Consider the following 24,337-nt stretch of genomic DNA (forward strand, 5'->3'; position numbering starts at 1 on the left):
ATTGCTAGTTAGTTTAGTCGCTGAGTCGCAAACAGCGTAGGCTGTATTGCAACTCAGCAGACTGACAAAAGCCGCGCGTATTTTCGGTGTTGGGTTTATACACCTATAATAAGCACTTCGTTGTGCGCCTAATTAAGAGCATTATTTCGATGTTATGTCGTCAATGCTATGTCGCGACCCGCACAGTAAAACGAACACTATGTTAGCTTAATTGATGACCTAACTTGTGTTTGTTGCCATGTTCGTCATGTTCCCAGCCTTCGGCTTTTTCGGGTTGTTTTTCAACAATATCAGCAACAAACTTGCCGCTCACGTCGAACAACCATGCGCGGTTTTCTTTATAAAAATACTTATACGACTGAATATCTCCCCAAACGGGTAGTGTATTACCTTTTGCATTGTAATGCGTTGCGCAAACCTCACCAATAATGATTTTTTTGACATTGTCAGCTTGCATAGCAGTATCGTTTGATAAGTGCAGACGACGTTGATTTTCGCACATGGCCAAGACGATTATCATTTCACGCTTGTGAACAAAGTGTGTTTCAACAAATAGAAAGGGTTTGAAGTTTTTTTCTCGTTGCGCAGAGATAAAGGCAAGATTATTACAGGTATGTTCCATTTTGATTCTCCATCAAGGTTTAAATGGAGAAAGTAACCATTCCAACAAAGCGTTAGGGCACTGCTGGCGCATTCTGTATTGCTACAGCGACCACCTTACTCATGCGCTTAATCATCAAAGCATAAGCAGGTTGGTGAAGTCTGGTGACTTTCTCTTAATGTCAGAACGGAGTATACAATCCTTTCAAGTAGATGTCTAGACGTCTATTTATTTTGTGATGTGCGCAATGGCGCGACTTGCGGCAATAAAACCAAAGGTGGCGGTTACACCAACAAAAGCACCAAAGCCTGTGCTGCAATCCATTTTCGATGCCCCTTGTGAATTTGATTTTTCAAACGAAACTTGTCCATCTGACGTCGGGTAGCGAAGCTGTTCGGTGGAATAGATTGCCTCAATTGAGAATCTTCGCTGGGGATTTGATGAAAATCTATGCTTACGCCTTAATTCACTTCTAACTTTGGCAAGCAGTGGGTCCTGCTTAGTTTTAGCTAGGTCGCCCGAAGTAATTTGTAGAGGATTTATCTGACCGCCAGCGCCTCCCACCGTCACGAGCTTAATTTTTTGCCGCTTACAGTGAGCGATTATCGCTACCTTTGCGCTTACGCTATCTATTGCATCAATCACGACGTCAAATGCTTGCGTTAAATATTCAGAAACATTGTCGGGCGTTACAAAGTCCTCAATCGCTTCTACTTGGCAGTCTGGGTTAATGTCGTTAATCCGAGTTTGCATTACCTCTACCTTGCCTTGGTCTATGGTTGAACTCATGGCATGTAATTGACGATTGATATTGCTTGTTGCAATGTCGTCGAGGTCAATTAGCGTGATGTTGTTGATACCAGAGCGTGCCAGCGCCTCTGCCGCCCATACTCCCACTCCGCCAATGCCGATAACCGCCACCGACGCGTTGGCTAATGCATGTAAGCCGTCTTCACCAAACAGCCGTAGTAAACCTGAGAACCGCTGTAAATAGTTCGCAGACAAAGATGTTTGTTTTGCAGGTTGCGTTGGGTGTCCGTTCTTGGCTTGTGTCATAGGTCTGTCACGTTACCTTTCTATTAAATAGGATGAATTTAGCAATTTAAGTCAATATTCATTCGGTTAAATCAATGTTTTAATGTGCTTATCAAAATCAAACAGGAGAAGCGTTATGGGATTATTAGTTGACGGACAATGGAAAGACCAATGGTACGACACAAAAAACAACGATGGCAAATTTGTTCGCCAAGATTCTAAGTTCAGAGACGTGATTGAAGCAAGCTCAGATGCCAAGTATCCAGCAGAATCTGGTAGATACCATTTGTATGTATCGCTGGCCTGTCCGTGGGCTCATCGTACGCTTATATTTCGAGCGTTGAAGGGCTTAGAAGAACATATAAGTGTATCGGTAGTGAGTCCCAATATGTTGGAAAATGGGTGGGAGTTTGGTGACTATGCTGGTGCTACACAAGACCATATATTTGGCTTTGACTACATGCATCAGGTCTATACTAAGGTTAAGCCTGATATCACTACGCGCGTGACCGTGCCGGTGCTTTTCGATAAAAAAACGCAGCAGATTATTAATAATGAGTCGGCTGATATCATTCGCATATTGAATACGGCATTTAACGACATCACTGGTAATGACGTGGATTACTATCCGAGCGATTTGCACGATCAAATCGACCTGATTAATTCTTTTGTATACGACAATATTAATAACGGCGTATACAAATCAGGCTTTGCCACAACCCAAGAAGCTTACCAAGAGGCTGTTACAAACTTATTTGATGCGCTCGATAAGGTTGAAGATATATTGGCAAAAAATCGTTATTTAGTAGGAAGTCGCTTAACCGAGGCTGATTGGCGCTTGTTTACTACATTGATTCGATTTGACCCTGTTTATGTCGGGCATTTTAAGTGCAATTTGAAGCGTATTTTCGACTATCCAAATATTTATAACTACATGAAAGAGCTATACCAAAATGAGGGCGTAGCCGAGACTACAAACTTTGATCATATTAAGCAGCACTACTACTACAGTCATACCATGATTAACCCTACGCAAGTAGTGCCAGCAGGCCCTGTGCAAGACTTAAAGAGCCCACACACACGAGGAGCGCTATGATGAATACGAACACAAATACGGAGCGTTTTGCGGATGCTAACATCACAGATACTAAAATTGTGCGCAAAGCTCAAGGCATGCCAGCGTCAGACGGTGCCGGTGTAAAGCTCTCGCGTATTATTGGCCAGCCCAGTCTAAAGCGCCTAGACCCGTTTCTCATGCTCGATGAATTTGGTTCCCACGAAGCTCAAGATTACATAGCGGGATTTCCAAAACACCCGCACCGAGGCTTTCAAACGGTGACCTACATGCTTGAAGGAAAAATGGGGCATAAAGATTCGGTTGGCAACGAAGGGGTAATAGAAGACGGTGGTTTGCAGTGGATGAATGCAGGTAAGGGGATTATCCATGAAGAAATGCCGCAACAAACACAAGGTAGAATGCGCGGATTTCAGCTGTGGGTAAATTTGCCGGCCAAAGACAAACTCTCAGAGCCTGGCTACCAAGACATTCCAACAGCCGACATTCCAGAGGTGGAGTTAAATGGCGCAAAAGTGAGAGTGCTGGCGGGTGAGTTTAATGGAGTGCAAGGTCCGGTAAAAACCCAAGCCATACAGCCGCAGTTTTTAGATTTGCATTTAACGAGTAACAGCACCCTTAGCATTGATACAGACTTGTCTCACGCAGGATTTATCTACGCATATGAAGGTAAGATAGAAATAGGCGAGCAATATCTGGAGAAGGGGCAGTTAGGTGTGCTTGAGTTCGGAAATAGGCTTTTGGTTAGGGCCTCAAACGACGCTCGTGCTATTTTTGTGAGCGGGAGCCCCATCAATGAGCCCATCGCGCAATACGGTCCATTTGTGATGAATACCGAGGCAGAAATTCAACAAGCCTTGCGTGATTATCAATCAGGTGTATTGGCCTAAAAATCAAGTGACTATTAATTGTCCCACTCGTTTTATAATCTTAAAGCGATATTCGCAGCAGGCATAATATAAGCCATTGAAATAGGGAAGGGATTTCCCTACTATCTATCAAAACCGAGCATTAAAAGGACGTTCATGAAAAAAATCACCTGTTTTAAAGCCTACGATATCCGCGGCGAACTCATTGAGCAATTAGACGAATCAGTTGCCTATCGTGTGGGGCGAGCGTTTGCCAGTTACCTTGAAGCAAAATCGGTGGTGGTAGGATCTGATGTGCGCCATACCGCAAAACCTTTGAAGTTGGCGTTGAGTGCGGGTTTGATTGACGGTGGTACAAAGGTGCTTGACTTAGGAATGGCGGGTACAGAAGAAATTTATTTTGCCACCAAGCACCTAGGTGTTGACGGCGGAATAGAAGTTACCGCAAGTCATAATCCGATTAACTATAACGGTATGAAGTTAGTCAAAGCAGGATCGGTGCCTATAAGCGGTGATAGTGGACTCAACGCAATTAAAGAGATTGCTGAAACATATTCAGAGGAACTGGTTGAATCTCGCTTAGGCTTTTATGGCGATAACGTCAGTGAACAGGATTTTTTAGCAGGTCACGCGAGTGTTCAAGAACTTAAGCTACTTGAAACCAAAGCCTATGAGCGCATTAGCTGCGTAAACGACTATATTTTGCACTTGTGTGAATATCTTAACGTGAAAAAGCTAAAACCGCTCAAACTAGTGGTAAACGCTGGTAATGGTGCTGCCGGGCATATTATCGACGCTTTGGAGCTTTTGTTTTCTCATCAAGGTGTGCCAGTTGAGTTTATCAAAGTGCATCATTTAGCAGATGGTGATTTCCCTAACGGCATTCCCAATCCATTATTAGTAGAAAACAGAGCCGACACATCTGACGCCGTTATTGCGCATAAAGCGGATATGGGAATTGCATGGGACGGCGATTTTGACCGCTGTTTCCTGTTCGACGAAAATGGCGATTTTATTGAGGGTTATTACATCGTTGGTCTGCTCGCTAAAGCATTTTTGAGCAAAGAGCAGGGTGCTAGTATTATCTACGACCCGCGAGTGTTTTGGAACACGGAAGACATCGTGAAAAAGGCAGGTGGCAAACCGATTAAATCAAAAACTGGGCATGCCTTTATTAAAGAGCGCATGCGCAAAGAAGATGCCGTTTATGGTGGTGAAATGAGCGCTCATCACTACTTCCGCGACTTCGCATACTGCGATTCAGGCATGATACCGTGGCTGCTTGTCGCAGAATTGCTATCCTCATCGGGTAAACCCTTATCGTCTTTGGTAAAAGAACGAATTGCGCTTTATCCCTCGTCAGGAGAAATTAACTACAAGGTTGAAGATGCGGGTAAAACAATAAAACGCATCATTGAAAAGTTCGAGTCGCAAGCTGAATTTATTGATAAAACCGACGGTATTGGAATGGAATTTTCAAACTGGCGGTTTAATTTGCGCAAATCAAACACAGAGCCGGTTATTCGATTAAACGTTGAATCGAGGGGCGATATAGCATTAATGCAAGAGAAGACCGAGCTGCTAGAGGCTATGATAAAGCAGTCGTAGTCGGGATAGTTAAAAAATCAAATGGCGATGGAGCGCTGTAATGGCGCAGTTCGGCAGTATCTATACTAGCGAAAGTGTCAGAGTAAGCCGGTAAGGCAAGGCGTTTTAAAAGCACATATCATTCACTATATTATTTAATAATACGAATAATTATCATTTACATAGCTCTTCGTGTTCATTATTATGGGGCAATCTTCATATGAGGCCCTATAACTTATGCCGACTCGTTCTTATATCAGTCTTTGCTTATTAGTCAGTTTATATTCAACTTCTCACGGTCAAGTCTTCGCACAAGACCAAGTTAAATCAATCGATGAGATGCCCACTGGCATGGAAAGTATCATCGTTAAGGGGGAACGTAGCGATAGGACTCTGCTCGATACTGCCTCTTCGGTAAAAGTTTTTCAGAGTGAAGATTTGGATTTTTTTGCTGGCGCTGACACATTAGCAACATTGTTTTACCAAACGCCCAACGTGACTCTCACTGGTGAAGGTAATCAAGGACCCACTATCAGAGGGGTCAATACAAGCGGCATATTAACCAGTTTAGAATCGTTTTTTGGTGGCTCACAGCCAAGAACGACGGTGCAAATAGATGGTCGCCAGCTTACGTTTAATGAATTTGTGTATAGCGGTGAATCTGCGTGGGACATTGAGCAGGTTGAGATTTTTCGTGGACCTCAAACCACTACCCAAGGTCGAAACGCGATATCGGGCGCTGTATTTATTAGAACCGCCAATCCTAACCATGTTGAGGCGGAGGGGCGGCTAAGACTGATAGCGGGGCAAGACAATACTCAGCAGATATCTGGCGTGTACTCAGCGCCCATTGGCGAGGGTGATTTTGCCTATAGAGTGTCGGCCGACTATCGCAAAACTGACAGTTACATTTCAATCTTAGGCGTGCCGGATGATTTTACCGAAGATGTAGATTTAAAAGAGACGCTTAACATACGCGCTAAGTTAGCTTATCAGCCACAGGCTAATGATGCGTTTAAAGCACTGCTTACCTATACACATACTGATACTCGTAGGCCTCAAACAGACAGTGTTGATGCGCCTTTTGAGTCACTCACCAGAACCAACCCTGGTATATCAATTTTTGAAACCTCAGCCAATAGCGCCATTGCAGATGTGAGTTATGAGCTTTCAGATAGCTTTGTTCTGTCAAACATATTCACCGTGACGAATGTTTCAGCAGAACGTTTGGTCACTCTAGGGCAGGGTAATGCACTTATTGATAACCAAGAACTCACAAATGAGCTATTGCTGCACTATAATAACAACGATTCGTTTACGATCTTTAGCGGTATTTACTTATCTCATATCGATACCGACGAGAGTTTAAATTTAAATGCATTTGGCTTGGGTATTGGTGACTTTACTGATGCACGCAAAAGTGCGGGCGTTTTTACAGAGGCGGCTTATACCCTTAATGATTTCGTTTTAACCATCGGCGGCCGGTACCAGCGAGACAGCCAAAACAGAAACGGTGGGTTTGCTGATATTATTCCCGTTGACTTTGATGAAAGCTTCGACGCATTTTTACCAAAACTAGAACTAACTTATGTTGTAGACAATGATCAACGCGTAGGTGTATCAGTAGAAAAAGGATTCAATGCTGGCGGTTTTACATTCAATTTCGATACTTTTTCTACAGAAACTTTCAACGAAGAATCTTTGAACAATGTTGAAGTGTTTTATCGAGGGGTGTTACTTAACAATAAGTTAAATGTAAACGCTAACGTGTTTTACAATGACTTTGACGATATGCAAATTGCCACTCTGGTTGATTTGGGTGATGACTTTTTCGCCAATGTGTTTAGTAATGTGAAAAGTGCGAAAAGCACAGGATTAGAAATTGACATAAGCTATCAAGCGAGCGACAACTTGCGATGGAATGTTGGACTTGGATTAACCAATACTGAAATTCTGGATGATTCAAATGCAGGAGCTCCCATCAAAGGAAATGATTTTCAGCGCTCTCCGGACCTTACGGCGATTACGGGGGTTATTTGGCAGCCTATCGATAAACTTTCACTGAGCGCATTTGCTCGATATAGCGATGGATACTTCAGTGATGATGCAAACTTGGCGGTTAACCGCACGGATAACTCTACAATAGTGGATTTGCAAGCGAGCTATCAGTGGGACAGTGTCCGACTATTCTTAGACGTGACTAACGCATTTGACGAGTTTTACACTGTTTCTGTGTTTGATGACGGTATGCTAGCAAGCATCGGTCAGCCACGGCATGTTAGCGCAGGTGTAGAGTGGGCTTTTTAGGTCAGGGATGTTTTTCAACATGCTGAATAAGTTTATTTTTCATGCCCATGCTTGGTTGGGCTTTATTTGTAGTTTATTTTTACTTGCGGTGGCGATTACAGGTATCGCATTCGCTTTATCAGGTCCATTACTTCATATAGAAACGGGCGCTTTCCCAAGTGAAGAGGCGCGTTCACCTGATTCTCCGGTAAATATCGAGCGACATGTCGAGGCTGCCAAAAAAGCCACATCCGCCGCTTTTATCCCGTTAGGATATATCGGTGGTTTTGCGGAAATAGAAACGCCCATAGAAATGGTTTATGGCCTGTCGAGCTTGCCAGAGCAGGGTGGCGAGGTACAGATAGTTACGTTTAATCCAAATACCGACGATATTATTGACAGCTTTTATCTAGACCGTACTATTACGCATCATATTATTGACTTTCATTATACACTTCTGCTCGGGAATATCGGCTTATTGGTAATGGCCGTTGTAGGCATTTTAATGGCGATAATGGCCGTGCTGGGTATTGTCATGTGGTGGCCAAGGCGCTTTACGTTTTTGGTATTTAAGCGTAAAGCACTTTATCTCAATCTAAGGGCATCGCTCACACAAATAAATTTCAATTTGCATAGCGTTATCGGTTTTTGGGGAGCGACTGCTATCATAGTCTGGGGGCTTACTGGTGCGTTTTGGTCAAAACCAGATTGGCAGCCAAGTTGGATGCTGCCCAATACCGACAGTTTACCCGCTGATAAACAAGCACGCCTAGAAACAATGACGTGCGAGGCTACAGTAACTATTTCAGACGCGGTTGCCATTGCGCGAGAAAAATTCCCAAATGCAGTTGTGCTGGAGGCAGAGTTTCCGGTACCTTGGCAGCCATATCATATACTGTATTTAAGCAATGGGAATGATGTAGATACGAAGGATGGCGACACTAGGGTATGGGTATCGGCAAGTTGTAAAGATATTGTGCATGTCGAGGAAAACGAAGGGCTTCATCTGGTTGGGGCCGCGAACAATAGTGTACATGCGGGCACATCATTTGGGATTATGCGTTTGCCTATCATTCTATCGGTAGGCTTAGCGCTAATATTTTTATCTGTTACGGGCTTGGTTTTATGGTGGAGACGATATATCAAGAGCCGTGTTATACCGTTATAATTTAAGTCGCAATAAATCTCCAGATTAGGTCGCAAGTACCGCAAACTTTATCTGCACAAACGCGCTAAATAGACGCCATGAACAAATGGCTTATCACAACAATCGTGGTAAGCATTGTGCGCATAAATGTATAGGGTAGTAGGATATCTTTTTCCAGTGCCAATACATATTTGTCGTACATTAACATACCGATATAGGCGATAGACAATACGCTTAAGAGTAAGTAGCCATCTAAAAATACCAATGATGTCCAGCCGACAATGCTTGGGAGCATAGATACATAAAGTTGATGGTTGCTTCGCCTATTTTGAATAGCATCTAGGTAGTGCATGCCGCCAAAAAAAGAAAGAATGATTGCAGAGTACTGCACAAAATACGTATAGGCCTGAAAATAATGGAGCTGGCCGGTGAGTGCCAGTACGGGTAAACCTACAAAGGGAATTAATCCGGCGTAACCTAATAAAATTGCAGTGCGAGGCATAGGTGTCTCTTTTATTTAATTTGAATCGGTGATAGTCAACTAACTGAGCATCAAAGTTACCATAAAAAAAGCGCGATATATCGCGCTTTTTCATCTGTTAGAACTTTCTAAATCACTACTTTACTGGTGTGTAGTCGCGTTTGCTATGACCAGTGTAAAGTTGGCGAGGGCGTCCAATTTTTTGCCCCGGCTGACTCATCATTTCATGCCAATGAGAAATCCAACCCACGGTTCTTGCCAAAGCAAAAATACAGGTAAACATGTTGGTTGGAATGCCAATAGCGCTTAGCACGATACCAGAATAAAAATCGACATTCGGGAAGAGCTTTTTCTCTGCAAAGTAGGGGTCGCTAAGGGCAATGCGTTCAAGCTCCATAGCCACTTCTAAGAGCGGGTTTTTCACGTCTAATTCTGCTAAAACTTCATGGCAGCTTTCGCGCATGACCGTTGCGCGTGGGTCGTAATTTTTATAAACGCGATGACCAAAGCCCATAAGGCGGAAGGGATCATTTTTATCCTTCGCTCGCTCAATGAACTCAGGGATGCGGTCTACCGAACCGATTTCTTCGAGCATGTTCAAGCATGCTTCGTTGGCGCCGCCGTGAGCTGGGCCCCATAAAGAAGCGACGCCTGCCGCAATACATGCGTAAGGGTTAGCGCCAGAAGAACCCGCTAATCTTACTGTAGAGGTAGATGCGTTTTGTTCATGATCGGCATGTAGTATGAAGATGCGGTCCATTGCGCGTTCAACCGCAGGGCTTATAACGTAGTCTTCTGCAGGCACTGAGAACATCATATTCAAAAAGTTACCGGCATAGCTTAAATCATTGCGAGGATAAACAAAGGGTTGCCCAACGTTGTACTTGTAACACATTGCTACGAGTGTTGGCATCTTAGCGATGAGGCGATGTGCAGAGCGTTTACGCTGCTCGGGGTCGCCCACGTCTAAGTCACTGTGGTAAAACGATGACATCGCACCAACGGTTCCGCAAAGCATCGCCATTGGGTGAGCGTCGTTTCTGAAGCCGTGGAAGAACATGTTTAACTGCTCATGCACCATGGTGTGGCGCGTGATGGTTTTACTAAACTCTTCGTATTCTTCTTTTGTGGGTTGGTCACCGTGTAGCAACATGTGACACACTTCTAAATAATCGGAGTCGCGAGCTAAATCTTCGATTGAAAATCCACGATGCAACAATATTCCTTTTGCGCCATCAATGAAGGTGATTGAAGACTCACACGAACCAGTCGCCATAAAGCCCGGGTCAAATGTGAAGTACCCCTTGCCGCCCAACGCTCTTACGTCTATTACGGGCTGCCCTTCTGTGCCTTCTAAAATGGGTAATTCGACTTCAATATCGCCGGCTTTTAACGTGGCTGATTTGTCTGACATGAAATACTCTCCTAAGTTGAGGTTCCCGCATTAAACGGAAAAAACACGCAAATTGTTCACAATGAGCAACAATTTGCTTATATCTGGCCGAAAAGTGCCGATATTCTTAACCTAATGGTGGGTGAAGTCAATTTAAATGCAAATATGCTCAATATATATTCTGCATAATTACGATAGATAAAGGCCTATAAACAATTGTTTACGACCAAAGTCCTAACATAGAACATTTCATTGCTATTAGAAACGCGGATTGCTATATTCAAACCCACTGAATTTAAAGGGTTATTTCTGTAATAACTTTATAATATTCGATTCACAAGTAGTTAACATTTGTTTGCGCTTCTGCGCACAAACACACACAACCAAAGTTGCATATCACAAGGCTTTAAGAGGTGATATCAATAGGAAAACAACAACAGGCGTTTAATTGTGAAAAAACAAAGACCAGTTAATCTCGATCTCACAACCATCAAACTACCCTCAGCAGGAAAAGCATCTATTTTGCATCGCGTAACCGGTGTTGCGATGTTTTTTGCGTTGATATTCGTTATCTGGGCATGGGCTACATCGGTCAGTTCTGCCGACGGTTTTGCGTTAGTCAAAGATATTATGCAGGGCGCATTTGGCTATGTAATTGCCTTAGGTACCCTGTCTGCACTTTCTTACCATTTCATTGGCGGCGTTCGTCACGTGGTTATGGATATGGGACATTGGGAAGAACTTAAATCGGGCAATACGAGCGCAAACGTGGCAATTGGCCTGTGGATTGTGGTCACTATCACATTGGGAGTAGTGTTATGGTAACGAATCAAGCGTCTATCAAACGAAACGGCATTCAAGATTACGTCACATTGCGGGCGTCTGCCGCGATTATCTCGGCCTTTTCCATTTATATGGTGTACTTCTTTATTGCCACCGAAGAGATAACTTTTGAGGTGTGGCAAGGTTTATTTGCATCAGTTTATATGAAAGCATTCACGTTAATCACATTAATCGCGATACTAATGCATGTCCGAATTGGTTTGTGGCAAGTATTAACCGATTATGTAAAGGCACATAAATTAAGAATCGTATTACAGTTTGGCCTAAATCTGCTGGCGTTCGTATATGTAGCGATTGGTTTATTCGTATTGTGGGGTGTATAAAATGACGTTACCAGTTCATGAATTTGATGCGGTAGTAATTGGAGCAGGTGGCGCGGGCATGCGAGCGGCCTTGCAAATTTCTCAGTCGGGGCGTTCGTGCGCATTATTGTCTAAAGTTTTTCCTACCCGTTCGCACACTGTGTCTGCTCAAGGCGGCATAACTGTTGCGCTTGGTAATTCCCACGAAGACAACTGGGAATGGCACATGTATGACACGGTCAAAGGGTCGGACTACATCGGCGACCAAGAAGCTATTGAGTATATGTGTAAAACTGGTCCCGAAGCCATTATTGAAATGGAAAATATGGGCTTACCGTTTTCAAGGTTTGAAAATGGCAAGGTATATCAACGCCCGTTTGGTGGACAATCAAGAAACTTTGGCGGTGAGCAAGCAGCGCGAACAGCAGCGGCTGCAGACAGAACAGGGCATGCTTTGTTGCACCTGCTATATCAGCAAAATGTTAAAAACAAAACCAAAGTATTCAGTGAGTGGTACGCGCTTGATTTGGTTAAGAATCAACATGGTCAAGTAGTAGGTTGTACAGCCATAGATATTGAAACAGGCGAAGTCGTGTATTTCAAATCTAAAGCGGTTGTGTTGGCAACAGGTGGTGCGGGCCGTATTTACGCTTCAACAACCAATGCACACATCAATACTGGCGACGGTATTGGTATGGCGCTCAGAGCGGGAGCACCGGCGCAAGACATGGAAATGTGGCAGTTCCACCCAACCGGTATCGCCGGCGCAGGTACACTGGTTACTGAAGGCTGTCGAGGAGAAGGTGGTTATCTTCTTAATAAAGATGGCGAGCGCTTCATGGAGCGTTATGCACCTAATGCAAAAGACTTAGCAGGTCGAGATGTTGTAGCGCGCTCAATGATGACAGAGATTCGAGAAGGTCGCGGTTGCGAGGGGCCTTGGGGCACGCACATCAAACTTAAGCTAGATCACTTAGGTAAAGACGTCCTTGAATCACGCTTACCGGGCATTTTGGAGCTATCGAGAACTTTCGCTCACGTTGACCCGGTAAAAGAACCTATACCCGTTATCCCAACTTGTCATTATATGATGGGCGGTATTCCTACCAACGTTGATGGCCAAGTGATTGGTATTGATAAAGACGGTAACGAGTCACAAATAGACGGTTTGTTTGCGTGTGGTGAGATTGCTTGTGTATCGGTCCATGGAGCAAATCGCTTAGGCGGAAACTCTTTACTTGACTTGGTGGTGTTTGGTCGTGCGACAGGATTGCATTTAGGCAAGAGCATGGATGAAATTGACGTTAAATCCGATGCGAGCACCTCAGACATCGACGCCGCTATGGCGCGCTTTAACCGCTGGGAAAGCTCAGAGAAAGGCAAAGGCGAAGACCCAGTGCAAATCAAAAAAGATATGCAAAAGTGTATGCAGCTTAACTTCTCTGTATTCCGCGAAGGCGAGGCGATGGCCGAAGGTCTTAAAGAACTTGGAGAGATACGTGAACGTTTAGCGCATGCGCGTTTAGATGACAAGAGCAGCGACTTCAATACGCAGCGTATCGAATGTTTAGAACTAGACAATTTAATGGAAACAGCTTACAGCACTGCTGTTGCTGCAAACTTTAGAACGGAAAGTCGTGGTGCACACAGCCGCTTTGACTTTACCGAGCGTGATGATGAAAACTGGTTATGTCACTCTGTTTATCTACCTGAATCTGATTCAATGAGAAAGCGTGACGTAAACATGGCACCGAAGTTGAGGGAAGCTTTTCCTCCTAAAGTGCGTTCGTATTAATAGGAGCAGTCTGATGCAACTTACTTTTTCAATATATCGTTACAACCCCGAAGTGGACGATGCGCCTCGCATGGAAGACTATCAACTTGAGGTAGAAGAAGGCCAAGATATGATGGTGCTTGACGCGTTAATTGCGTTGAAAGAAAAAGACCCATCATTATCGTTCCGCCGGTCATGCCGAGAGGGTGTGTGCGGCTCTGACGGTATGAATATGAACGGCAAAAATGGTTTAGCATGCATAACCCCGCTGTCAGCCTTAGGAAAGGGCAAAATTGTTGTTCGTCCGTTACCAGGTCTGCCTGTTGTGCGTGATTTGGTTGTTGATATGACACAGTTCTACACGCAATACGAAAAGATTAAGCCTTTCTTAATCAATGACGATAAACAACCACCGGCAAGAGAACATTTGCAAAGCCCTGAAGAGCGCGCGAAGCTCGACGGTTTATACGAGTGTATTTTGTGTGCATGTTGTTCTACATCGTGTCCATCTTTTTGGTGGAATCCCGATAAGTTTATCGGTCCTGCGGGCCTGTTACACGCCTATCGCTTTTTGATTGATACGCGCGATACAGCCACCGATGAAAGGTTGAACGATTTGGATGACGCGTTTAGCGTGTTCAGATGCCACGGCATCATGAATTGTGTGAGCGTTTGTCCGAAGGGCTTAAATCCGACGAAAGCAATCGGTCAAATTAAGTCGATGTTATTGCAAAGAGCTGTATAATTGCTGCGCGTCTGCGGTAAATAATGAAGTTTGTAATAGCCGTCCAGCAGTGGATGGCTATTTTTTTATCAATTTAGCGACTTTTTTTAGATTTTACTTACCACTATAGTGTTAGGCGATTTAAAAAGAAATTAACTTAGAATACAATACGGTTAACAACGGATATCAAGGCTAAACGATGCAAAATAGCGTGATGAAAGCATGGTGGGACTCTTCTCATATGGCCGGCGGCAATGCCGCTTATATAGAAGAGCTCTATGAAGCGTATCTCGAAGACCCTCAAAGCATACCTGAAAACTGGAAGTCTATTTTTGATGAGCTTCCCAGCATTGAAGGGGTGGCAGTTGAAACAAACCACACCTCTATTCGCGAAGAATTTAAAAAAATGGCGAGTCTCGGGCCAGCGGCTAGAGTTGGCTCAGCCGGTATCGCGCCCAGCGATGCCCCTAGCGACGAGCGCCAAGTTAAGGTATTGCAGCTAATAAATGCCTATCGCTTCCGTGGTCATCAGCACGCTAACCTAGACCCTCTTGGTTTGTGGCAGCAACCGCGGGTTCGTGACTTAGAGCTATCGCACCATAATCTTACTGAAAGCGATTTTGAGACCATGTTTAATTTGGGCTCATATGCGGTCGATGCTGAAAAGATGAAGTTGGGCGACCTGTTCAAGTCACTTAACCGCACATATTGTGGTTCGATTGGCTCAGAATATATGCATATTACAGATACTGAGCAAAAACGGTGGCTACAGCAACGCATAGAATCGGTAGAAGCGCGCCCGGTTATTGAGCGCGACGAAAAAATTAAGATTTTGAAAGGTCTGATTGCCGCAGACGGCATGGAGAAGTACCTTGGTTCGAAGTTCACTGGCGCAAAGCGATTCTCACTTGAGGGCGGTGATGCATTAATTCCCATGCTTAAGGGACTTATTTCAGAAGCTGGTGCAAAGGGCGCAAAAGAAGTCGTGCTTGGAATGGCTCACCGTGGACGCCTAAATGTATTGGTTAACGTGCTGGGCAAAAACCCGTCTGTGCTGTTTGATGAGTTCGCAGGTAAGCATGACGACACGCTCGGCGCAGGCGATGTGAAATATCACGCTGGATTCTCTTCTGACTTTGCCACGCCAGGCGGCAACGTCCATTTGGCCTTGGCCTTTAACCCCTCGCATCTTGAGATTGTTAATCCGGTGGTAATGGGGTCGGTTCGCGCACGTTTAATGCGCAGAAAATGCAAAGACGGTTCAGCAGTCTTGCCCATTACCATTCACGGCGACTCAGCCATTGCCGGGCAGGGCGTTGTACAAGAAACGTTTAATATGTCGCAAACCAGAGGTTTCTCGGTTGGCGGAACGGTTCGCATCGTGATTAACAACCAAGTTGGCTTTACTACCTCTAAAACAGAAGATACGCGTTCAACGCAATACTGTACCGACATCGCGAAAATGGTACAGGCACCTATTTTTCATGTGAACGCCGACGATCCAGAAGCGGTACTGTTTGTTACCAAGTTGGCCTTAGACTATCGCAACTTATTCAAGAAAGACGTGGTGATTGACCTTGTTTGTTATCGCCGCCACGGGCATAACGAGGCGGATGAGCCAAATGCAACTCAGCCTTTGATGTACCAGAAAATCAAAAAGCATCCTGTACCGCGTGAAATATACGCCAATCAACTTATGGCTGAAGGTTCGATTGAAAAGCATGAAGTTGAAAGACTGATGTCCGAATATCGTTCGGCATTAGATCATGGTGCTTGTGTGGTTGAAGAGTGGCGTCCAATGACGGAGCACTCTGTGGATTGGTCTCCTTATTTAGGTCACGACTGGGACGTAAAATACGATGCTAGCCTCAGCAACGACGAACTTGTCTCGTTAGGGCGAGCACTAACCACTATTCCTGAATCGCATCGTTTGCAATCGCGCGTGAAAAAGCTATATGCAGATCGCGTATCAATGATTGAGGGCGAGCGCCTGCTTGATTGGGGAATGGCTGAAAATTTGGCATATGCCGCAATATTGAAAGAGGGCACACATATTCGCCTAACCGGTCAGGATTCTGGTCGAGGCACCTTCTTTCACCGCCATGCTGTATTGCATGGCCAGGATGCCGGCGAAGAATATATGCCCCTTCGTCATATTGCTGACGAGCAAGGAAACATTGAAATATACGACTCGGTATTGTCTGAAGAGGCAGTGATGGCCTTTGAATATGGCTATGCAACTGCTGAACCGGCAACGATGACAATTTGGGAAGCTCAGTTTGGTGATTTTGCCAACGGTGCACAAGTAGTGTTCGACCAATTTTTGTCTTCTGGTGAGGCAAAATGGGGAAGATTATGCGGACTCACAGTACTGCTTCCTCATGGTTACGAAGGACAAGGCCCGGAGCATAGTTCAGCGCGCCTTGAGCGCTTCTTGCAGCTTTGTGCAGATCATAACTGGCAGGTGTGCGTGCCTTCAACGCCGGCGCAGGTATACAACATGCTGCGACGTCAGTCTGTGCGACCCATGCGCCGCCCATTGATAGTAATGTCACCTAAGTCTTTATTGCGTCATCCCTTAGCGGTAAGTAGCCTTGATGAACTCGCCAGTGGCGTGTTCCACAATGTAATTGACGAGCTTGATGAGCTTGAAACTAAGAACATAAAACGCGTGGTAATGTGTTCGGGTAAGGTGTACTACGACCTACTCGACCAGCGTCGTAAAAATGAACAAACTGACGTGGCAATTATTCGAATTGAACAGTTGTATCCTTTCCCATCTGAAGAGATGGCAAAAGTGGTTGAAAAATATCAGCACGTTAAAGATTGGGTTTGGTGCCAAGAAGAGCCGCAGAATCAGGGCGCTTGGTATTGTTCTCAACACCATTTTTGGCAGTCTGTACCAGACGATGCCAAGTTATCATATGCAGGTCGTTTAGCCTCTGCCTCGCCGGCAGTTGGGTATGTATCTGTTCACAATCAGCAACAAAAAGCGTTGGTTGAAGACGCACTTACAATTAAATAAGGAACCCAAATGGCACATGAAATAAAAGTTCCAGTTCTTCCAGAGTCGGTTGCAGACGCAACCATCGCTACGTGGCATGTAAAAGCGGGTGACAAAGTCACGCGTGATCAAAATCTGGTGGATATTGAAACTGACAAAGTTGTTCTTGAAGTCGTAGCACCGGCCGACGGTGTGATTGCAGACATCAGCGCAGAAGAAGGCGCTACGGTTTTAGGAGAGCAGGTCATTGGGACATTAGAAGCGGGTGATTCAGCAGATGCTCCTGCCGCTAAATCTGATAATAAATCGGACGACGCGCCTAAAGAAGAAAAGAAACCGGCTAGCGCTGCGAAAGACGATTCAAGCGGTGCGCAAAGCGACATTAAAGTACCGGTACTACCTGAGTCTGTCGCCGATGCTACTATTGCTACCTGGCATGTGCAGCCTGGTGAACAGGTGTCTAGAGACCAAAACTTAGTTGACATCGAAACAGATAAAGTTGTACTTGAGGTGGTTGCGCCAGCCGACGGTTCAATTAAAGAAATTCTTGCCAGCGAAGGCGAGACTGTTACCGCAGAAGCGGTAATTGCCACCTTCGTTGAAGGAGCTTCATCCGGTGCGCCAGCAGCGAAACAAAGCGAAGAAAGTGCCGATGCCAGTGAATCGGATGCATTATCTCCCTCTGTTAGACGCTTACTGGGCGAGAAAGATATTGACCCCAGCCAAGTTAAAGGCACGGGCAAAGGCGGTCGCATCACCAAAGAAGATGTTGAGAAGCATCTGAAGGGTGCAACGAAAGCTGCGCCGGCCGAGAGTTCAGAGCCGTCAGTGGCGGCGGGCAATCGTACTGAAAAACGTGTTCCAATGACGCGCTTGCGTAAGACAATCGCTAAGCGATTGTTGGAAGCAAAAAATTCAACGGCCATGTTGACTACGTTTAATGAAGTTAACATGAAACCTATCATGGATTTGCGCAAGCAATACCAAGAAAGTTTTGAAAAACGCCACGGCATTCGTTTAGGCTTTATGTCTTTTTATGTGAAAGCGGTTACAGAGGCGCTTAAGCGCTTCCCAGAGGTGAACGCATCGCTTGACGGTGATGATATTTGCTATCACAACTATTTTGATATTTCGATTGCGGTATCAACGCCACGCGGTCTGGTCACGCCGATATTAAGAGACTGCGATGCATTGGGCATGGCCGGTGTTGAAAAAGGCATTAAAGACTTAGCGCTTAAAGGTCGAGATGGCAAACTGTCGATGGACGACTTACAGGGTGGTAATTTTACTATCACTAACGGCGGTGTATTCGGTTCGCTTATGTCGACCCCAATTATTAATCCTCCGCAAAGTGCTATTTTAGGTATGCATAAAATTCAAGACCGTCCAATGGCGGTTAACGGTAAGGTCGAAATATTGCCGATGATGTACTTAGCGCTATCTTACGATCACCGTATTATTGACGGCAAAGAATCGGTTGGATTCTTGGTAACTGTTAAAGAAATGTTAGAAGAACCTACACGTTTGTTACTAGACGTTTGATACTTTGGTCTGAAAGCTAAATCTTAGATGATACGTCGTGTATCATCTGTAATTCCGCAGGATTCGTGATAGAATCCTGCGCTGTTTAAACAGGTCGCTTCTAGCGGCTTTTCACTCAACAAAATCGGATAAATCACCATGAATTTGCATGAATATCAGGGTAAACAGTTATTCAAAGAATACGGCTTGCCCGTTTCTGAAGGGTATGCTGCTGATACTCCTCAAGCTGCTGTTGAAGCGGCTGACCGCATCGGCGGTAACGAGTGGGTAGTAAAATGTCAGGTCCACGCAGGCGGCCGCGGTAAAGCGGGCGGCGTAAAACTGGTTAAGAACAAAGACGAAATAAAAGCCTTTGCACAAAACTGGTTGGGTAAAAACCTAGTCACCTACCAAACTGACGAAAACGGTCAACCGGTAAGCCGTATACTTGTTGAGTCACTGACTGACATCGACCAAGAGCTTTACTTAGGCGCCGTGGTAGACAGAACATCTCGCAAAATCGTATTTATGGCTTCTACAGAAGGCGGCGTCGAGATTGAAACCGTTGCTGAAGAAACGCCTGAAAAAATCCTAAAAGCTGAAATTGACCCATTGGTTGGCGCGCAGCCATATCAAGCTCGTCAAATCGCATTCGAACTTGGTTTGTCTGGCGTTCAAGTGAAGCAATTTACGCAAATATTCTTAGGTCTTGCTAAGATGTTTGAAGACTTGGATTTGGCCCTGATTGAAATCAATCCTCTTGTTATCAAAACAGACGGAAATCTACACTGCCTAGACGCTAAATTGGGCGTTGACAGTAACGCATTATACCGCCAGCCAAAAGTCCGTGATATGCACGATCCGTCGCAAGAAGATGCGCGCGAAGCTGACGCTGCTAAGTGGGAGCTAAACTACGTTGCTCTTGACGGAAACGTTGGCTGCATGGTTAACGGTGCAGGTCTAGCAATGGGTACTATGGATATTGTGAATTTGCACGGTGGCAACCCTGCTAACTTCTTGGACGTTGGTGGCGGCGCGACAAAAGAGCGCGTGGCAGAAGCATTCAAAATCATCTTGTCAGACAGCAACGTTAAAGCCGTATTGGTTAACATCTTTGGCGGCATCGTGCGTTGTGACATGATTGCTGAAGGTATTATTGGCGCGGTCAAAGAAGTAGGCGTTGAAGTACCTGTTGTTGTTCGCCTCGAGGGAACCAATGCAGAGCTTGGCCGTGAAGTCCTAGCCAATTCAGGTCTTGATATCATTGCAGCCGAGTCGCTAACAGACGCAGCGCAAAAAGTTGTTGCAGCAGCGGAGGGTAAATAATGTCGATTCTTATTAATAAAGATACTAAGGTAATTTGCCAAGGCTTTACTGGTGGTCAAGGTACCTTTCACTCTGAGCAGGCTATTGCTTATGGCACGCAAATGGTTGGCGGTGTTACGCCAGGCAAAGGCGGTACTACGCATCTAGGTTTACCGGTATTTAATACAGTTAAAGATGCGGTTGAAGCAACCGGCGCGACTGCGACTGTTATTTATGTACCTGCACCATTTTGTAAAGACTCTATTGTAGAGGCTGCAGATGCTGGTATCGAGTTGATTGTATGTATTACCGAAGGTATTCCAACAATCGATATGCTGTACGTAAAAGAATACGTCACGCACAAAGGCGTGCGTATGATTGGACCGAACTGCCCAGGTGTAATAACACCAGACGAATGTAAAATTGGGATCATGCCTGGTCACATTCATAAGAAAGGTAAAGTCGGCATTGTATCTCGCTCTGGTACGCTAACGTATGAAGCAGTAAAGCAGACCACTGATGAAGGTTTTGGCCAGTCTACTTGTGTGGGCATCGGTGGCGACCCAATTCCAGGCTCCAACTTTATTGACATCTTAGGTATGTTCGAAAAAGACCCAGAAACAGAAGCTATTGTGATGATTGGTGAAATAGGCGGAACTGCTGAAGAAGAAGCGGCTGAGTTTATTAAGGCGAATGTCACTAAGCCAGTTGTTTCTTACATTGCAGGCGTAACAGCGCCCGCTGGTAAGCGTATGGGTCATGCCGGCGCAATTATCGCTGGCGGAAAAGGTACGGCTGACGAGAAGTTCAAAGCCCTTGAAGCAGCGGGTGTTAAAACGGTTCGTTCTCTTGCCGAAATTGGAAAAGGCCTACGTGAAATTACAGGCTGGTAATACGCTGTAATTCACAAATTTGAAATTAAAAAATCCGCGATAAACGCGGATTTTTTTTTATTAGCTTAGTAATTAAATTCTTAAATTTTACTTAACACTTTTTTTTCGTTTTATCTGCGCTTTCTTAAAATTATCTTAAGGTCATATTCCCTCATAAGTTTACAGATTCTAGTAATCATCTTTACTTAATCGATTAAGGAAAATGTTGCAAAAATATTAAAAATCTGCGACATTAACGCTCGGTACTGTTAATTTAATGTATCGTCTTGGTTGGCGGACGGTAAATTAAGACTACCGTGATGGAACAAAATCGGCTTTCGCTATGGTAAAAAAAGGTGGTTTTGACATCATTTGCAGCAAAATTACGCTAATGCATTGTTTTTATTACGGTTGAATACGTATGCAGTAGTTAGCAAGATAACACGCATCTGAGTATGATGCGGAATGTTAAAAAACAGGTTGTAAATTGTTAGCAAGTTTTAACAATGCGAACCAATAATCTCAGGGCACACAGATGATAAAAAAACAACTATTCAAACCAGCGCTTCTGTCTATTGCAGTTTCTAGCGCACTTTACTCAGGGGCGGGTATCGCGCAGCAAGATGCGAATTCGGCTCTTCAAGACGAAAACACTGAAATCATTGCAGTAACGGGTATTCGCGGGTCGCTGATTCGTGCCCAAGCAGTGAAACAAGACAACTCATCTATTGTAGAAGCACTTTCTGCAGAAGACATCGGTAAGTTGCCAGACTCTTCTATCGCAGAATCATTGTCACGTCTACCAGGCCTTGCCGGTGAGCGTAGCGGCGGTCGTACTGCTGGTATCTCGGTTCGTGGATTTAAAGAAGATTTCACGGGCACAACCTTGAACGGTCGTGAAGTTCTTGGTATTGGCGATAACCGTGGTGTTGAATACGACTTGTACCCAGCAGAAATCATGACTGGTGCAACCATATATAAAACGACTGATGCATTGTTAATGACAACAGGCATTGGTGGTACGGTTGATTTGCAGACCGTTCGTCCTTTGCAAGCACAAGAAACCTTAACGGTTAATGCTGTATATGACATGACTGCAAACGATTCTGACAACCCTGAGTTTGACGACAACGGATTTAGAGTTGCCGGCGCTTGGGTAGGTAAGTTTATGGATGACACACTAGGCGTTGCACTTGCAGTGGCTAGCACAGAGTCGCCCACTAACCAACGTAAATATGGCGTTTGGGGTTATAGTGAAGATGACGCCGGAATCATCACTCCAACTGGTTTAGATATTTTCGCGATTTCAAAAGAATTGAAGCGTGATACCATTTCAGGTGTTGTGCAGTGGCAACCAACAGACGATTTAGACATCGTTGTAGATTATCTTACGATTGATTACGAAGACTCAGGTATTTTGCGTGGATTCATCGAACCATTCGCATCTGTAAATATTTCAGGTAGCGGCGCAAACAACACCGGTCGTCAGGTAGGCGCAAACCCTGTGTTGCGTACTGACCCTGAAAACACTGAGGGCACATTAGACGTGCTTGGCCTAAACTTAGAGTATGCGCTTAACGACGAGTGGACTGCATCATTTGATGTGGCTTACAACGAGTCAGAAAAGACGTATTTGCGCGCTGAGTCTTACGCGGGTATCGGTCGTTCAGGTTCACTTACTGCTGACCAACTTGGTTCTCGTGAGTTTACTATGAGCCCGAGCGGCATCTTCTTTACCGGCACATCAGGTATGGACTTTGGTGATTTTAACTCAATTAAATTAACCGGTCCTCAAGTATGGGGCGGCGGTTTGGCTTCACAGGCCGATTTGTTTGCATCTAACGTCCTGCAAGGAAACGGTTCAGGTAACACATATAGCTTCTTGAATGCGCAAGACGGCTTTATTAACTACGCTGATTTCACAGAAGAGCTAACCACCGCGCGCTTCGACATCGAAGGTTTAGTAGAGTGGGGCGTGTTTAATAAAATTACATTCGGCGCGTTTTATAGCGACCGAACTAAAACCAAAGACAACAACGGTGACTTTGTTACTACACCAGATTATCCTTTTGGTAATGGTAATCCAGATGGCAGCGTAGATAGCCTCATTCCTGAGCAGTATCGCTTTGGTTTAGCTGATTTATCTTGGGCTGGTTTAGGCAACGTTGTAGCTTACGACGGTTTTGGTCCTTACAACGATGGCACCTACACTCGAGTACAAGCAGAAACACTTGAGCCAGACCGTTTAGGTGATACTTACGAAATCAATGAAGAAGTGATGACCTTGTTTGTTCGCGGTGATTTTGAAACTGACATTGGTGATATGACCTTATTCGGTAACGTAGGTTTGCAATTTATTGATACTGACCAATCGTCAAACGGCTTTATCGCGATTGTTGAGTCTGATGCAACTGTATGCTTAGACGACGCTACTGGCACAGTTGATCAAGCATGTGCTGTTACTGACGGTGCAGATTATTCAATGGTATTGCCAAGCTTAAATATGTCTTTGCAATTGACCGATGAGCAGTTTATTCGTTTTGCAGCGTCTAAAACAATCAGTCGTGCACGTATAGACCAAATGAGCGCATCAGGTTTTGTTAAGTTTAACCAAAACATTGAGCTTATTGCGACTCCAGACACTGAAGCCGCTGTACGTGAGTTTGGTACGCCATGGTCTAAGCAGCAAGGTTCGCCAACATTGCGTCCGCTTGAGTCAAACAACTTTGATATCTCATACGAAAACTACTTTGCACCAGACGGCTATATCGCTGTGGCCTTGTTCTACAAAGACTTGGTTAACTGGACAGAGAATCGTAATGAGTTAATTGACTTTACGAATGATGCGACAAACGGCGGTGCTGATTATTTCATTCCTGGTTTCCACGACAGAATAATCGACGTAGCGGGAACGTATGGTCCATTAGACACTTTCTACAACGTGGGTGATTTGGTAACTCCACCAAGATTTGGTTTCTTTGATTCTTTCCAAGACGGTTTGACCGGCTCGGTAAGTGGTGTTGAGCTAACGGCTAACGTTCCACTTAACGTTTTCGCAGATGCGCTGGAAGGTTTCGGTGTTGCGGCCACAGCATCATTTATCGATGCTGAGCTAGACAATGGTTCCGCCATTCCTGGTCAGTCAGATACAACTTACGGATTAACAGCTTACTATGAAATGAGTGGTTGGGAATTCCGTGTTGCAGGTACTAAGCGTTCTGAGTTCCTAACGTATCAGCGTGGTGGTTCGAACAAAATTGCTGAAGCGACTCGTGATGGCGTAACCATCGTCGATGCGCAAATCAGTTATGACTTCGATCAATCAAACTTTGATGCTTTGGAAGGTCTGCGTATTTCACTACAGGGTCAAAACTTGACTGATGTAGAGGAAGAAACAGTTGATGGAAATGGCCTTGTAACCGAACGTCGTTCGTTCGGTCCACGTTACATGGTTAACTTCAACTACTCGTTCTATTAATAGTTAGTGTGTCAAAGGCCTCTAACCTTCGGGTTAGGGG

18 protein-coding genes are annotated in these 24,337 nt (G+C 44.8%); 14 read left to right on the plus strand and 4 right to left on the minus strand.

Features of this window, described 5'->3' with window-relative positions:
- Positions 1-202: 202 nt before the first annotated feature.
- Together ACFO4O_RS02950 and tcdA are read right to left on the minus strand one after the other, a co-directional pair.
- A complete protein-coding gene (locus tag ACFO4O_RS02950; RefSeq protein WP_382405852.1) occupies positions 203-622 on the minus strand; it encodes a hypothetical protein in 420 nt (139 codons plus the stop codon).
- A 207-nt stretch (positions 623-829) separates the two neighbouring features.
- The gene (gene tcdA, locus ACFO4O_RS02955; RefSeq protein ID WP_382405853.1) at positions 830-1,657 is read right to left on the minus strand and encodes a tRNA cyclic N6-threonylcarbamoyladenosine(37) synthase TcdA; all 828 of its coding nucleotides are present in this window, start codon (positions 1,655-1,657) and stop codon (positions 830-832) included.
- Positions 1,658-1,772: 115 nt separating this feature from the next.
- Between tcdA and ACFO4O_RS02960 the strand changes: the two genes are divergently transcribed.
- The 5 genes from ACFO4O_RS02960 to ACFO4O_RS02980 all read left to right on the plus strand — a co-directional run bounded on the left by ACFO4O_RS02960 (position 1,773) and on the right by ACFO4O_RS02980 (position 8,621).
- Entirely contained in the window at positions 1,773-2,732 is a 960-nt protein-coding gene (locus tag ACFO4O_RS02960; RefSeq protein ID WP_382405854.1) for a glutathione S-transferase family protein, read from the plus strand.
- A complete protein-coding gene (locus ACFO4O_RS02965) occupies positions 2,729-3,601 on the plus strand; it encodes a pirin family protein (RefSeq protein WP_382405855.1) in 873 nt (290 codons plus the stop codon). Before ACFO4O_RS02960 ends, ACFO4O_RS02965 begins: the two co-directional genes overlap by 4 nt.
- Before the next feature lie 135 nt (positions 3,602-3,736).
- Complete coding sequence (locus ACFO4O_RS02970; protein WP_382405856.1) at positions 3,737-5,188, plus strand: phosphohexomutase domain-containing protein; 1,452 nt, start codon at positions 3,737-3,739, stop codon at positions 5,186-5,188.
- 216 nt (positions 5,189-5,404) lie between these two features.
- Positions 5,405-7,474, plus strand: coding sequence for a TonB-dependent receptor (locus tag ACFO4O_RS02975; protein WP_382405857.1), 2,070 nt, complete (start codon positions 5,405-5,407; stop codon positions 7,472-7,474).
- 19 nt (positions 7,475-7,493) lie between these two features.
- A complete protein-coding gene (locus ACFO4O_RS02980; protein ID WP_382405858.1) occupies positions 7,494-8,621 on the plus strand; it encodes a PepSY-associated TM helix domain-containing protein in 1,128 nt (375 codons plus the stop codon).
- Positions 8,622-8,685: 64 nt separating this feature from the next.
- On the opposite strand, the gene ACFO4O_RS02985 is transcribed toward ACFO4O_RS02980, so the two are convergent.
- Together ACFO4O_RS02985 and gltA are read right to left on the minus strand one after the other, a co-directional pair.
- Positions 8,686-9,102 (minus strand): DUF3429 domain-containing protein, encoded by a 417-nt coding sequence (locus tag ACFO4O_RS02985; protein WP_382405859.1) that lies wholly within the window; start codon positions 9,100-9,102, stop codon positions 8,686-8,688.
- Between the two features lie 115 nt (positions 9,103-9,217).
- Entirely contained in the window at positions 9,218-10,495 is a 1,278-nt protein-coding gene (gene gltA, locus ACFO4O_RS02990; protein WP_382405860.1) for a citrate synthase, read from the minus strand.
- 429 nt (positions 10,496-10,924) lie between these two features.
- On the opposite strand from gltA, the gene sdhC reads away from it, so the two are divergent.
- The 9 genes from sdhC (at position 10,925) to ACFO4O_RS03035 (ending at position 24,297) form a co-directional block, all read left to right on the plus strand.
- Positions 10,925-11,299, plus strand: coding sequence for a succinate dehydrogenase, cytochrome b556 subunit (sdhC, locus tag ACFO4O_RS02995; RefSeq protein ID WP_382405861.1), 375 nt, complete (start codon positions 10,925-10,927; stop codon positions 11,297-11,299).
- Complete coding sequence (gene sdhD, locus ACFO4O_RS03000; RefSeq protein ID WP_382405862.1) at positions 11,293-11,640, plus strand: succinate dehydrogenase, hydrophobic membrane anchor protein; 348 nt, start codon at positions 11,293-11,295, stop codon at positions 11,638-11,640. The genes sdhC and sdhD overlap by 7 nt, the downstream gene beginning before the upstream one ends.
- A 1-nt stretch (position 11,641) precedes the next feature.
- Entirely contained in the window at positions 11,642-13,414 is a 1,773-nt protein-coding gene (gene sdhA, locus ACFO4O_RS03005) for a succinate dehydrogenase flavoprotein subunit (protein ID WP_382405863.1), read from the plus strand.
- A gap of 13 nt (positions 13,415-13,427) precedes the next feature.
- The gene (locus ACFO4O_RS03010) at positions 13,428-14,138 is read left to right on the plus strand and encodes a succinate dehydrogenase iron-sulfur subunit (protein WP_382405864.1); all 711 of its coding nucleotides are present in this window, start codon (positions 13,428-13,430) and stop codon (positions 14,136-14,138) included.
- 178 nt (positions 14,139-14,316) lie between these two features.
- The gene (locus tag ACFO4O_RS03015) at positions 14,317-17,142 is read left to right on the plus strand and encodes a 2-oxoglutarate dehydrogenase E1 component (RefSeq protein WP_382405865.1); all 2,826 of its coding nucleotides are present in this window, start codon (positions 14,317-14,319) and stop codon (positions 17,140-17,142) included.
- A 9-nt stretch (positions 17,143-17,151) separates the two neighbouring features.
- Positions 17,152-18,663: a 2-oxoglutarate dehydrogenase complex dihydrolipoyllysine-residue succinyltransferase gene (gene odhB, locus ACFO4O_RS03020; RefSeq protein WP_382405866.1), complete on the plus strand. Its 1,512-nt coding sequence runs from the start codon at positions 17,152-17,154 to the stop codon at positions 18,661-18,663.
- 138 nt (positions 18,664-18,801) lie between these two features.
- Positions 18,802-19,968 carry an ADP-forming succinate--CoA ligase subunit beta gene (gene sucC, locus ACFO4O_RS03025; RefSeq protein WP_382405867.1) on the plus strand — a complete coding sequence of 389 codons (1,167 nt, stop codon included), beginning with the start codon at positions 18,802-18,804 and terminating at the stop codon, positions 19,966-19,968.
- Entirely contained in the window at positions 19,968-20,840 is an 873-nt protein-coding gene (sucD, locus tag ACFO4O_RS03030; RefSeq protein ID WP_382405868.1) for a succinate--CoA ligase subunit alpha, read from the plus strand. Before sucC ends, sucD begins: the two co-directional genes overlap by 1 nt.
- A 514-nt stretch (positions 20,841-21,354) precedes the next feature.
- Positions 21,355-24,297, plus strand: coding sequence for a TonB-dependent receptor (locus ACFO4O_RS03035; protein WP_382405869.1), 2,943 nt, complete (start codon positions 21,355-21,357; stop codon positions 24,295-24,297).
- Positions 24,298-24,337: the final 40 nt, after the last annotated feature.

Source organism: Glaciecola siphonariae, from assembly GCF_042652645.1.
GTDB lineage: Bacteria > Pseudomonadota > Gammaproteobacteria > Enterobacterales > Alteromonadaceae > Glaciecola > Glaciecola siphonariae.

Coding starts and splice junctions, on each gene's coding strand:
- ACFO4O_RS02980 (WP_382405858.1), top strand. CDS start 7,494: ATGCTGAATAAGTTTATTTTTCATGCCCATGCTTGGTTGGGCTTTATT.
- ACFO4O_RS03010 (WP_382405864.1), top strand. CDS start 13,428: ATGCAACTTACTTTTTCAATATATCGTTACAACCCCGAAGTGGACGAT.
- ACFO4O_RS02965 (WP_382405855.1), top strand. CDS start 2,729: ATGATGAATACGAACACAAATACGGAGCGTTTTGCGGATGCTAACATC.
- ACFO4O_RS02985 (WP_382405859.1), bottom strand. CDS start 9,102: ATGCCTCGCACTGCAATTTTATTAGGTTACGCCGGATTAATTCCCTTT.
- sdhA (WP_382405863.1), top strand. CDS start 11,642: ATGACGTTACCAGTTCATGAATTTGATGCGGTAGTAATTGGAGCAGGT.
- sdhD (WP_382405862.1), top strand. CDS start 11,293: ATGGTAACGAATCAAGCGTCTATCAAACGAAACGGCATTCAAGATTAC.
- ACFO4O_RS02960 (WP_382405854.1), top strand. CDS start 1,773: ATGGGATTATTAGTTGACGGACAATGGAAAGACCAATGGTACGACACA.
- ACFO4O_RS03035 (WP_382405869.1), top strand. CDS start 21,355: ATGATAAAAAAACAACTATTCAAACCAGCGCTTCTGTCTATTGCAGTT.
- tcdA (WP_382405853.1), bottom strand. CDS start 1,657: ATGACACAAGCCAAGAACGGACACCCAACGCAACCTGCAAAACAAACA.
- sucC (WP_382405867.1), top strand. CDS start 18,802: ATGAATTTGCATGAATATCAGGGTAAACAGTTATTCAAAGAATACGGC.
- odhB (WP_382405866.1), top strand. CDS start 17,152: ATGGCACATGAAATAAAAGTTCCAGTTCTTCCAGAGTCGGTTGCAGAC.
- sucD (WP_382405868.1), top strand. CDS start 19,968: ATGTCGATTCTTATTAATAAAGATACTAAGGTAATTTGCCAAGGCTTT.
- ACFO4O_RS02975 (WP_382405857.1), top strand. CDS start 5,405: ATGCCGACTCGTTCTTATATCAGTCTTTGCTTATTAGTCAGTTTATAT.
- ACFO4O_RS02970 (WP_382405856.1), top strand. CDS start 3,737: ATGAAAAAAATCACCTGTTTTAAAGCCTACGATATCCGCGGCGAACTC.
- ACFO4O_RS03015 (WP_382405865.1), top strand. CDS start 14,317: ATGCAAAATAGCGTGATGAAAGCATGGTGGGACTCTTCTCATATGGCC.
- ACFO4O_RS02950 (WP_382405852.1), bottom strand. CDS start 622: ATGGAACATACCTGTAATAATCTTGCCTTTATCTCTGCGCAACGAGAA.
- gltA (WP_382405860.1), bottom strand. CDS start 10,495: ATGTCAGACAAATCAGCCACGTTAAAAGCCGGCGATATTGAAGTCGAA.